The following is an 11,871-nucleotide window of genomic DNA, read 5'->3' as shown; positions in this document are numbered from 1 at the left end:
CACCATTTTCTATATAATCTATTACTTTTTGTCTTAAATCTAAACTATAAGCCATGATTTCTACTCCCATACCTTCTCTCTTCAATCTTATACTCTTTTTGTCTCATTCTTAAGTTAAACTACTATAATATCCCCAGCGAGTGGGGACCGGGGGATGGTTGCGATACCATTCCTTATCACTTGAAGTTTCCATTCAATTAATATCCCCAGCGAGTGGGGACACTCACCTATATCGTAAGTATAGTTATTGAAGTCTGATTCGTTTCCATTCAATTAATATCCCCAGCGAGTGGGGACTATTTTTAATAGGCAATGGTTTGAAGTTGTCAATGCTGTGTTTCCATTCAATTAATATCCCCAGCGAGTGGGGACTTGCTGAAAAGGATTTTATAGCCTGTAGTGCTTTAGTTGTTTCCATTCAATTAATATCCCCAGCGAGTGGGGACCGTCTTCACACTCGACATAGCGACGACGGCACTGCTCTTTAGTTTCCATTCAATTAATATCCCCAGCGAGTGGGGACGAAGGAAGACCCAAAACAGAGAAGCACGTTCTCAAGTTTCCATTCAATTAATATCCCCAGCGAGTGGGGACACTCCAGTCACACTTTCCTTCTTCTGTTTAATCTTTAGGTTTCCATTCAATTAATATCCCCAGCGAGTGGGGACTCTAGTTTAGGTTGTATAAAGATGCCTTCAATCATTGAGTTTCCATTCAATTAATATCCCCAGCGAGTGGGGACCGAAGGGGCAGAAGGTCAATTCCAATTCCTCATGGAAGTTTCCATTCAATTAATATCCCCAGCGAGTGGGGACTTTTGTCATTCGCATGAACAAGGCTAACGCCGATTAGGTGTTTCCATTCAATTAATATCCCCAGCGAGTGGGGACCCCAGGCTTGTCTAGAAAGCCAGTGAGAGGACTCTAGTTTCCATTCAATTAATATCCCCAGCGAGTGGGGACTTTGATAATTCTAATTTTTCAATTGGGATATGATTAAATGTTTCCATTCAATTAATATCCCCAGCGAGTGGGGACTCTGTCTCTGCGTCCGTTTAGAGTCGTGGCAATGCGTTTCCATTCAATTAATATCCCCAGCGAGTGGGGACCTGAGGGATTATTTGAGATTAATCTTGCCAACATAATCGTTTCCATTCAATTAATATCCCCAGCGAGTGGGGACAAGTACAAGCATAATTTAACACCAGGGCAATATCAGCAGTTTCCATTCAATTAATATCCCCAGCGAGTGGGGACCCCTCCATTTTAAACCCTTACCCAGTAAAGTGTCCAGAGGCAGTTTCCGAAGGTCAGGAAAAAAAGTGGTGAAACAACTAACCAACAGCGGTAAAAAATCCCTGAAACCGTTACCCAGTAAGCGACCGAAGTTCGCAACGAAAAAATCAATATTTCAGCCATTTTACCTGACCTTCGGAAAAACTACACAATAATCAAGGAGTCAGAAGTTCCAGGAGTTCCTCACTGACTACTTCAAACCTTTGATTTATCAAGGTTTTAGTTTTATTCAGCAACCCCTATTGAGCTAAAAACTGTATTATATCTTACTTGAATTAGTAATGTAATTGTAAAAACTCAATTTTTAATAATATTTATTTATATAAGATATTTATATTTATTGCTTTGAAATAGTGTATTAAAGAAATAATCAAAAATGTAGCGTTTGTATCTTACCATAAAAACAGTAGGTCGATAATTGACAAATAATACGTAAAACTTGCACAAATGACACCTAACACTTGAGTGGATAAACTCTACCGCTTAGATAACATTAAACCACAAGACCGCGCCCAAGTTGGGGATAAGGCGTTTTACTTGAGTAAAATTATGCAAAGGGGCTATCCTGTAGTACCTGGTTTTGTAGTCTCCGCAGATGTGTGGCGAGAATTTCTAGAAACTCTCAATAGTTCAGAGTCATTAGTTGCGGACTTACCCTATTCTTCTCTACATTTAGATGTAAGTAATTGGCAACAACTGCAACAGGTGGCTGGCCGTTTGCGTCAGGAAATTATTGCTGGTAGTGTACCACATTATTGGGTAAGTGAGATTTTCCAAGCTGCTAAAACCTGGGAAGGGAAATGTTTAATTTTGCGTCCGAGTTTGAGTATATCATCTGGTAATCAGGTGATGGGAAATATTTCTGGGTTGCTGGAGTCGGTGTTTTGTGTTTGTAATGAGGAAGCTATAGTTGAAGGTTTAAAACAAACTTGGAGTCAGTTGTTTCGTGCTAGAAGTTTACTATATTGGCAGAGCGTGGGCATTAATTTACAACACATTAATTTTGCGGTATTAGTGCAACCGGTAGAAAATGCGATCGCCTCTGGTTCATTCCAAGCTGATACATCAGGAGCAGAAATAGAAGCAACTTATGGATTAGGAATAGCTATTAACAAGGGTGAAGTATTACCAGATGTTTACTACATTGAAGAAAACACCGAAGTTATTCAAGAACAACAATTAGGAAATAAAATTCTCGCCTATTCTGTACATGATCCTATATCTGTGACTGCTGAAGAATTACAATCTAGATTAATCACAGATCATAATTGTTTATTCTCCTATCTGCTCAGTGAGGAACAACAAAAGAAGTATGCACTTCCAGAAGAATTGCTACAACAAATCATTATTTTAGGCAATCAATTATTTAGTGAAATAGGGACAAAATTAACAATAAAATGGACAATTACAATTAATATTCCTACCCCAAAACTTTACATTACTCAAGTTAATGTTCCACCGTCTTTAATTCCTAACTTGCTCCTCAAAGGAATAGGGGCGGCTAGGGGGCGGATAACTGCTACTGCGTATGTCATTCTTGGTTCACAACCCAAACCTTTACAAATACCCAAGGGAGTAATTTTAATCGCTCCTGCTATTACTCCTGATTGGTTGCCTTTATTACATCAGGTTAGTGGTATTATTACAGAAAGAGGAGGATTAACCAGTCATGGGGCAATTTTAGCTAGGGAGTTGGGTATTCCTGCTGTAGTCAGTGCTAAAAATGCGACTAATTTAATTCAAACTGGTGAAAGTCTCTTGCTTGATGGTGATAGGGGAGAAGTTTATCGTGCTTCAAAAGAGGGTAATATCTTGAAAGATGGAGAAAAAATTTCATTAACCGAGAATAAAAAAGAACAATTTGATCATCATGCAAATCAACCTCATTATGGGTTGAGTAATGCTAAAATATTACCGATGATTGCTACCCAATTATTAGTTAATCTTAGTCAAGCGAATTTGATTGAAACAGTACGGGGTTTACCTGTGGATGGGGTGGGTTTGTTGCGTTCAGAATTGATGATTTTGAATATTTTGCAGGGACAAAATCCTCATATTTGGCTTTCAAATGGTAGACAAACGGAATTATTAGAAAGTTTATTTGAGGAGATTAAAAAATTTGCTATTGGTTTTGCTCCTCGACCTATTTTATATCGTTCTTTAGATTGGCGATCACAGGATTTTCCTTCATTGAATTATGATGTAAAATCTTCGTCAAGCTCAATTTTAGGTGAACATGGTACTTGGAGTTATGTGAAAAATTCGGCGGTTTTTGAATTAGAATTACAGGCTTTAGCAAGGTTACAAAAAAATGGTTATAGTAATATTTATTTGATGTTGCCTTTTGTGCGGAGTGTGGAAGAATTTGTATTTTGTCGTCGTCAAGTTGAAGAAGCTGGTTTAACTGAAAATCCCCATTTTCAATTATGGATCATGGCAGAAGTTCCGAGTATAATATTTTTATTACCTGAATATATTAAAGCTGGGGTAGCGGGAATTTCTATTGGTACTAATGACTTGACACAATTAATTTTAGGTGTGGATCGAGAACAAGGAGAATTAGCAAGTATCTTTGATGAACGTCATCCTGCGGTGATGGGTGCGATTTTTCAACTAATTAAAATGGCTAAAGATGGGGGTATTCCTTGTTCTATTTGTGGTCAAGCACCTGCTTTATATCCAGAAATTATTGATAAATTGGTGGAATGGGGTATTAGTTCTATTTCTGTAGAACCGGAAGCGGTGGAAAGGACTTATCAAGCGATCGCTCGTGCTGAACAACGTTTGATTTTAGCAGCAGCTAGGAAACTTTTGGGGAATTGAAAATTGAAAATTGAAAATTGAAAATTACAGCAATTTTTGGGTGCTGGGACTAAGTTTTTTTATCTCACGCAAAGGCGCAAAGGCGCAAAGGAAGAAAGGAATTTCAATAATGGACAATTAACAATGAACAATTGACAATTACCTCTCCCTTAAATTCGGAGGATTGAAAAGTGGAATTTTTGGCTTTTTTCCGCTAGTAAGGGGAGGTTTTAAACCTTAAATGAAAAAATTATCAATTATCAATTGTCAATTGTCAATTATCAATTGATAAATATGCTGTCATAGGAGGTGGATAAGATTGTAACAAATTGTATGGGAAAATGAGAAATTTGGGATAAGTTATATATAAGTTATATAATTAAAATATCATTGCAGATGAAGATCAAATTATCTGAATATGGAGCAATCTCAATCTTCTTCTTTGTATCATCAAGACTTCTATTGTTGGACACAACAACAAGCTAAAGCTTTAGAAGAAAGGCTAGTTTTAGAATTAGACTGGCAACATTTACAAGAGGAAATTCAAGCTTTGGGAAGGCAGGAATATCGAGAATTAGCAAGTCGTTTGGGTGTATTATTAGGTCATCTCTTAAAATGGGAATATCAACCGGAAAACCGTTCTCGCAGTTGGTTTTTAACAATTAGAGAACAACGTCGCGCTATTCTGCGACATCTGCGACAAAACCCTAGTTTAAAATCTCGCATGGAAGAAGCTATGTTAGATGGTTTTGAAGCAGGAGTTGATTTAGCTTTACGGGAAACTAATTTACCGTTAAGAACTTTTCCCGAAAATTGTCCTTATTTATTTGATGATATTATTGCTGATGATTTTTTGTGTGATACCAGTCAGGACTGGGAAGGATAATTTTTGCAGGTGCAGAGTTATAAGTTATATCACTAAGAGAATTTATCAAGCGATCGCTTGGCAAAATCTCAAGGCAAAATAGAGAAACAGCAAACACCAAGAAGGTATTTATGGAAATTTCACCATACATCAGCATAGACCCTGCTATTCATCACGGCACACCCGTTATCAGTGGTACTCGTGTCCCAATTTCTATTATCATTGGTTCTCTTGCAGGTGGCATGAGCAAAGAAGAAGTTATGGAAGAATACGAACTCACTAAAACTCAAGTCGAAGCGGCTCTTAGCTATGCTGCTGATTTGGTTAGACACACTGAATTTACTGCTTTGGGAGCATAAGCTGTGAATTTTCTAGTTGATGAAAATATGCCACGTTCCCTTGCACCTCAAATTGCTGCTTTAGGATTTTCTGTACAAGACGTGCGCGACATCGGTTTGCGTGGTCATCCTGATACTGAAGTGATGGAGGCTGCCATTATGGCTGATGCCATTATCATCACCCGTGACAGAGGACTTGCTGATCCTAGAAGTTGGACTGAAGGCTTTACTGCTGGAGCAATTTTCATCAACCTTCCCGACGACACTCCAGCCAATACCATCAATGCCAAAATTATTGAACTTCTGTCCAACCGTTTACCCTCATCGCTTCTTGGTTCTTTCACCACTCTTGAAGTCCGCCGCGCCCTCTCTCGTCCTGTTCGTCGTAGACTTTAAGCAATTGAAGGCAGAGTCTTCTAAAATACATTCCCATACTCTGTATGGGAACGAGGAACATAATTAATTTGATCTATATTAATTATTCTAAATTCTGTAACCCCATAGCAATTTTACTGTGTTTTTCAATTTGTCCCATTACCTGTTTTGCACGCTTGATAACCACCGCAGGTAAACCCGCTAACCTTCCCGCTTCAATACCATAGGACTTATCAGCACCACCGGGTTGCACTTGATGTAAAAAGATAATTTGATCAGGTAATTCTTTCACCGTAACTTGATAATTTGCCACATTATTAATAATACTAGCTAACTCATTTAACTCATGATAATGAGTTGCAAAAATAGTTCTAGCTTTAATCTCCACTGCTAAATATTCTGCCACAGCCCAAGCAATAGATAAACCATCAAAAGTTGCAGTTCCCCTACCAATTTCATCTAACAAAATCAAAGATTTCGCAGTTGCATGATTTAAAATATTAGCAGTTTCATTCATTTCTACCATAAAAGTAGATTGACCAGTAGCCAAATCATCAACAGCACCCACACGGGTAAAAATGCGATCGCACACACCCAACCTTGCAGAACTAGCAGGTACAAAACTACCAATTTGCGCCATTAACTGAATTAGACCCACCTGCCTTAAATAACAACTCTTACCACTAGCATTAGGACCCGTCAAAATAACTAAATCAGGGTAAAATGTATCATTCTTTCTTCTTTTCTCTTCTTCCTTCGTGTCCTTCGCGTCTTTGCGGTTCGTTTCTCCGTAATTCTTCCCACCTAACCAAGTAGAATTAGGAACAAAAAACCCAGAAGGTAAAGATTGTTCAACCACCGGATGACGACCATCAATAACCTCAACCTCCCGTCCCTCCACCATTTCCGGCCGACAATAACCCTGATGTACCGCCAACTCAGCCAACCCACATAATACATCAGCAGCAGCCACCGCACGGGAAATATTGCGAATGGTATCCGCGTGTTCAGCCACTTCATCCCGTAAAGCGGCAAAAATCTCATATTCTAGCTGATTTAAGTCATCTCGCGCCGTTAATATCCGCGCTTCTCGCTCTTTCAACTCAGGAGTAATGTAACGTTCCTCATTCGTCAACGTTTGCTTACGGATGTAATTCTCAGGAACTTGATCTGATTTAGAACGTGAAATACTAATATAATACCCAAAAGTCTTATTAAACCCGACCTTTAAATTAGGAATACTCGTTCTCGCTCTTTCATCAACTTCTAACGTTGCGATCCATTGTTGATCTGCTTCTACTGTTGCTTTTCTTTCATCCAATAGGGGATTTATACCAGGACGAATTAAACCGCCTTCCTTTAAATGATTAGGTGGTGATTCTACGATGTGCAATTGTATTTTTTTTGCTAATTCTTCCAGTACGGGAGGTACTTTTTGCAAAGCTTTTAAAAAAGGCGATCGCCCTTCTGCTGCTATGTTAGCTAATTCAGGTAAAAGAGAGATAGAATCAGCTAACGCGACTAAATCCCGTGCATTTGCCCTTCCTGAACCTGCGCGACCTGCTAACCTTTCTAAATCGTATATTTTCCTTAATAATGTTCGTAAATCTTGTCGTAAAGGTGTATTCTCAACTAATTCCTGAATACTATCTTGTCTAGCTTTAATACCTTTGATATCAAGTAGCGGTTGTAACAACCATCTTCTTAACGCCCGACTCCCCATAGCGGTGCTGGTTCGGTTCAAAGCCCATAATAAAGAACCGTGAAATGTGCCATCGCGGACAGTTTGGGTAATTTCCAGGTTGCGACGGGTTTGATGATCTACGATCAGATAATCGGTTAAAGTATAGGTGCGTAATAATTGCAGAGATACGGGGTTTTGTTTTTGGGTATCTTCCAGATATTCCAACAGTCCACCAGCAGCGCGGACAGCAAGGGGGAGATGTTCACAACCGATACCTTCGAGCGATCGCAATTTGAATTTCTGCAATATTTTACTTCTGGCTTCGGCTTGAGAAAAGGGAAGTTGCGATCGCAAACTATAACAAAATGTGGGTGGTAAACACTGAGGAAGGGAAGGGGAAGTTTCCCCCGGACGTAGTAAAGTACCTAAATTCGGTGCATTGGTGGGGAAAAGCACTTCAGAAGGTTGTAACCTCATTAATTCTTGAGTGAGGTGTTCTAAATCACTGCCTTGAGTGGTGAGAAATTCCCCAGTTGATATATCAGCATAAGCTAAACCCCAATGATTCACCGCAATGACCACAGCCGCCAAGTAATTATTGCGACTGGCTTTGAGCATTCCTTCTTCTAACAAAGTTCCCGGTGTGAGGATGCGGGTAACTTCCCGTTTCACTAAACCTACTGCTTCTGATGCGTCTTCAACTTGATCACAAATAACTACAGCATAACCTTTTTCTACTAACATGGTTGTATATCGTTCCCATGCGTGATGAGGTACACCTGTCATAGCTACCCGACCCACATCACCCCCGTGTTTACTGGTGAGGACTAATTCTAATTCTCTGGAAACGGTTACAGCGTCTTGAAAGAAGGTTTCAAAGAAGTCACCAACACGATACAGCAGCAACGCATGGGGGTATTTATCCTTCATTTCTACGTAGTGCTGATACATTTTACTCAGCTTGCTGCGGTCTTCTACCAGTCTTGTATCGCTGAGAGGTGTGTTTGGTTGCTGGGGTTCTGGTGTGGTCATGGTAGATGCTGCGGTTTTTGGCACTATTTTTGATGATAGCGTGAGGTGGGGTGGTTGTTTAAGGTTTTTTAATTTTTTTTATCACGCAGAGGCGCAGAGAGGAAAAGAAAGATTATGATTTTAATAAGGGTTATTTGTCTTCAAGCAGCATTTTAATTACTTCACGTAAATTTTGCTGTAATTCGTCTAATGTTTCTCCTTGAGAATGCGCTCCTGGAAAACCTGGAACATAACCTACATAAAGTTTTGTTTGTTCGTCTCTTTCAATAATTGCGGTGAAAGTTTTCATAGATTTTTAGTTTAGATTATTTGGTTAAATTTTACATTATTCGATCATAACTGGATGTTGATTAAAGAGGGCGATCGCTTCTGATCCAAAGAGAAGGAAAATTGTAATTTAGCTCTGTAATTTATATTACTGTATTTCTCCTTCTCTTTTTGCTCTGGCTACATCTTGTTTTATTAGTTGTTCGATATAGTTACTCAAGGATCTACCCTGGCGATCGGCTACTTTTTCGGCTTCTTCTTTCAGGGTTTGTTGTATATAGGTTGATACTCGGATTTTGTCGGTTGCCACGGTGATTACTGACGCTACTTTATTATTTTACTGTTCTACTTTCGTGAAATATACATCTACTGTAAAACTACTTTTAATTGACTTAGGTTTATAGTGGTACTACTATGGGATAAGTTAGTTTGATTTTTTTGGAGCAAGAATTAATATACAGATATGCCAAAATCAAGGTACGACGAAGAAGAGAACAAATCTCGTCATGCAGCAGCAGATGAAGACTGTTGTGATAGCGAAGCGTGGCGTTAGCCATAGAGATGTCTGAGAAATACGGTTGGAAATTGGTTGATATGGAGAAAACGGGTAACGATATTTTACCTGTAGATTGTGTGTTTGAGGGTAAAACTGAATTTCCACAGTCTTATTATGACACTGATGAGGAGTAAGAATAATGCGTAAGTGGATTGTTTTTCGGGCTGAGAAGCGTCAACCGGGATGGCAAGATAGAAAATATGCTCATACAGGTTCTTTAACTAAAACTTTAGCTGAACATTATGATTGTTCAGATCAACCATTACCAGAACCCGGATATCGTCTACCAGAGTTTATTCGTGTTGATCAGTTTGCTGATCCACAATATCCAGAAGCAAAAACCCATTATCGTCTCAGTGATTGGGAAGTAACTAATGTAGAAACGTATACTCCTGATATTCCTGTGGGTATGGGTTTTGATATGATTGTTATTTGTTATTGTAAATATTCACCTATCAATGCTCCTTTACAACCTATGCCAGAAAGACAGGTATCTGTTGATTCTTTTGCTGGTGATGAAGTGGCTTATAGTCGGTGGTTGTCAACAGTGAAAGAACCTGCTGAAGTATAGTTTATGGGATAATGGGGGCGATCGCTTTAAGTTGTTGATGTTTAGTTTTTATTTCTCACGCAAAGACGCAAAGACGCAAAGAGAGATATTGTTATTGTCTGCGACTGCTGCGACGGGTGGGTGTGGTTGGTGGTGGTGGTTCTTGAGATTTCAATTTTTCATCATCTGTGAGAAATTCTACATGAAACCCTTTTTGACTATAATAATACCAACCTAAGACTACTATACTAGCATCACCCATAGAGGTGTTTTGTACAGCTTGGTTGGGAAATGTAGCTGCTAATTTTTTTAATTCTTCTGTTTCCCATAATACAATTTGTTCACGAAAAGCAGCCCAAGGACTTGTTTCATCAGCAGCAAAAATCATAATTTCTGCAAATTTTTCCGCCGATGTCCATTTATCGCCGGTTTTCGCTTGTGCAATGTGATTTCCGGTTTCGATAACGGTAGCTAAAGGAAGTACCAAAGTTGTTCCTTTTTCTATTTCTAATTTGATTTTATCATCAACACTTTTAAAATCCCATTTATTATTACCCGCAGTTTCTTTACCTGGAACTTTTAACCAAACACATAATAAAGATGTATCTATTAATAAAACTTTTCTCATTTTTTTAAATTACTCCCCCAATTATGCACCATGAGAAAGACTACGTTCAATTGCGCCTTTTGTTGTCATTTGTCCCAAGGAGTAGGAAGCAAATAATTTAGGGAAGTTTTCAATATCTTCTAATAAGGTAAGTTTACTTTCTCCGGTTTCTGAATCTCGATGTGCAACAACTACAAAAGGCACTATTTCCGAACCAAAAGCATCTAGTAAAGCTGGGTTATGGGTGGTTAATAAAATATCAATATTACGTTTACTGCCAATTTCTTTTAATATTTTTACTAATAATGCTGCACGGGAAGGATGTAAACCATTATCTATTTCTTCTATAACAATTTGACTACCTTCGGGACGGGTTAATAATGCTGTGAGAATTGCTAAAAATCGCAATGTTCCATCTGACATACTTCTAGCATCAATTTCTGTAATTTCTCCTGGTTTCCATTCTTCTTGACAGTACAGCATTGCATCTGTTTTTAGTCTTCCTACTGGTTCAGACCATACTTTTTTAATATCACCTTCTGGTAAATATTTAATATATTCAGATAGGGTGTTTTCAACTTCTGCTTTTTTGTCCTCTGGTAATGCTGCTAAAACTCCAGCAATATTGGAAGCATCACTTTCTAGGTTTTCAGAAAGTCGGGAATAATTACGCATAGTAGATGGAATAGGATTGAAAGTTAATATATTTTTTAGGCTTAAAAAAACTATATTTACAACACTATGAGGTCTTTGAAACTTAGGTTCATTATTTTCATTAAACAATAATAGACTTGAACTTTTAAATCCTTTTGTAAATGCAATTACATCATAGGGTTCTCCTTCGATATATTCACTAATTTTTTGTTCGTTATTTTTATGCTGTTTTCTTTCCGATGATTCCGCTTGCAGTGTATAATTAAAGTTAATAATGTCTTGATTATCTGGCTCATAAGTATTAGTATCAATACATTCTAATAATATATTCAATGCTGGGTTCGTTTGTATTTTAATCCTGTAAGTATGATCTTGATTTTTATATTCACCCTCAATTATTATTGTTAATATAAACTCATTTTCACCTTTTCTTGCAGCCCATTCTACACCACCACGAATAGCAGGAAGTGTTTTATCTCCTGCTAAAGCTGTTTCAATATTTTCACCATTAGCTATTCTTTGTAAAAATTCCAAAGCTTCAACAACATTAGATTTACCACTTGCATTAGTTCCAATAAGTACAGTTAAAGGATCAAGGGGAAGTTCAGCATAACGGAAACTTTTCCAATTTTCGAGAATGAGTTTTTTTAGCATAATTAACACCAAATATATTTTAGTGATTTAATAATTGTAATATAAATCAAATTGTTTTTATTCTATGTCAGTGTTTCTGGTTTATACTGTTACTACTAATCTTTAAGTATATGTTTTTTTGATAGCATTTCTATCTATTATAACAAATAGTTACATAATAATGCTTATTTAAAAACATAGTTGATGATTTTA

At 37.8% G+C, this 11,871-nt stretch carries 12 protein-coding genes and 1 CRISPR repeat array; of the genes, 6 read left to right on the top strand and 6 right to left on the bottom strand.

Features of this window, described 5'->3' with window-relative positions:
- Positions 1 to 55 (bottom strand): IS630 transposase-related protein (locus tag H5968_RS26095; RefSeq protein ID WP_370569746.1); only part of this gene is annotated, 55 nt, incomplete at its 3' end.
- A gap of 57 nt (positions 56 to 112) precedes the next feature.
- Positions 113 to 1,256: direct repeats of the CRISPR family, unit length 36 nt; unit sequence GTTTCCATTCAATTAATATCCCCAGCGAGTGGGGAC.
- Between the two features lie 504 nt (positions 1,257 to 1,760).
- On the opposite strand from H5968_RS26095, the gene H5968_RS12880 reads away from it, so the two are divergent.
- The 4 genes from H5968_RS12880 to H5968_RS12865 all read left to right on the top strand — a co-directional run bounded on the left by H5968_RS12880 (position 1,761) and on the right by H5968_RS12865 (position 5,696).
- A complete protein-coding gene (locus tag H5968_RS12880; protein WP_187040270.1) occupies positions 1,761 to 4,118 on the top strand; it encodes a putative PEP-binding protein in 2,358 nt (785 codons plus the stop codon).
- Positions 4,119 to 4,515: 397 nt separating this feature from the next.
- Positions 4,516 to 4,983, top strand: coding sequence for a DUF29 domain-containing protein (locus H5968_RS12875; protein ID WP_187040269.1), 468 nt, complete (start codon positions 4,516 to 4,518; stop codon positions 4,981 to 4,983).
- Between the two features lie 110 nt (positions 4,984 to 5,093).
- Positions 5,094 to 5,321, top strand: a complete 228-nt coding sequence (locus H5968_RS12870) for a DUF433 domain-containing protein (protein WP_137667629.1) — start codon at positions 5,094 to 5,096, stop codon at positions 5,319 to 5,321.
- A 3-nt stretch (positions 5,322 to 5,324) separates the two neighbouring features.
- Complete coding sequence (locus H5968_RS12865; RefSeq protein ID WP_187040268.1) at positions 5,325 to 5,696, top strand: DUF5615 family PIN-like protein; 372 nt, start codon at positions 5,325 to 5,327, stop codon at positions 5,694 to 5,696.
- Between the two features lie 82 nt (positions 5,697 to 5,778).
- Here H5968_RS12865 and mutS read toward each other — a convergent pair whose 3' ends face one another.
- From mutS to H5968_RS12850, 3 genes are all read right to left on the bottom strand, one after another.
- Positions 5,779 to 8,391: a DNA mismatch repair protein MutS gene (mutS, locus tag H5968_RS12860; RefSeq protein ID WP_187040273.1), complete on the bottom strand. Its 2,613-nt coding sequence runs from the start codon at positions 8,389 to 8,391 to the stop codon at positions 5,779 to 5,781.
- Positions 8,392 to 8,521: 130 nt separating this feature from the next.
- Positions 8,522 to 8,680 carry a type II toxin-antitoxin system HicB family antitoxin gene (locus H5968_RS12855; protein WP_187040267.1) on the bottom strand — a complete coding sequence of 53 codons (159 nt, stop codon included), beginning with the start codon at positions 8,678 to 8,680 and terminating at the stop codon, positions 8,522 to 8,524.
- Between the two features lie 126 nt (positions 8,681 to 8,806).
- Positions 8,807 to 8,968, bottom strand: a complete 162-nt coding sequence (locus tag H5968_RS12850) for a hypothetical protein (protein WP_187040266.1) — start codon at positions 8,966 to 8,968, stop codon at positions 8,807 to 8,809.
- Between the two features lie 233 nt (positions 8,969 to 9,201).
- Here H5968_RS12850 and H5968_RS25680 point away from each other — a divergent pair, with 233 nt between their 5' ends.
- The gene (locus H5968_RS25680; RefSeq protein ID WP_255427119.1) at positions 9,202 to 9,348 is read left to right on the top strand and encodes a hypothetical protein; all 147 of its coding nucleotides are present in this window, start codon (positions 9,202 to 9,204) and stop codon (positions 9,346 to 9,348) included.
- A gap of 5 nt (positions 9,349 to 9,353) precedes the next feature.
- Positions 9,354 to 9,785, top strand: a complete 432-nt coding sequence (locus H5968_RS12840; protein ID WP_187040265.1) for a hypothetical protein — start codon at positions 9,354 to 9,356, stop codon at positions 9,783 to 9,785.
- A gap of 91 nt (positions 9,786 to 9,876) precedes the next feature.
- Here the strand turns inward: H5968_RS12840 and H5968_RS12835 are convergent, their stop codons facing one another.
- Together H5968_RS12835 and H5968_RS12830 are read right to left on the bottom strand one after the other, a co-directional pair.
- Positions 9,877 to 10,392: a hypothetical protein gene (locus H5968_RS12835; RefSeq protein WP_187040264.1), complete on the bottom strand. Its 516-nt coding sequence runs from the start codon at positions 10,390 to 10,392 to the stop codon at positions 9,877 to 9,879.
- 21 nt (positions 10,393 to 10,413) lie between these two features.
- Positions 10,414 to 11,679 carry an AAA family ATPase gene (locus H5968_RS12830; protein ID WP_187040263.1) on the bottom strand — a complete coding sequence of 422 codons (1,266 nt, stop codon included), beginning with the start codon at positions 11,677 to 11,679 and terminating at the stop codon, positions 10,414 to 10,416.
- Between the last annotated feature and the right edge of the window lie 192 nt (positions 11,680 to 11,871).

This window comes from Sphaerospermopsis sp. LEGE 00249 (genome assembly GCF_014299995.1).
Classification (GTDB): domain Bacteria; phylum Cyanobacteriota; class Cyanobacteriia; order Cyanobacteriales; family Nostocaceae; genus Sphaerospermopsis; species Sphaerospermopsis kisseleviana.
This window is presented reverse-complemented; position numbering and strand designations above follow the sequence as displayed.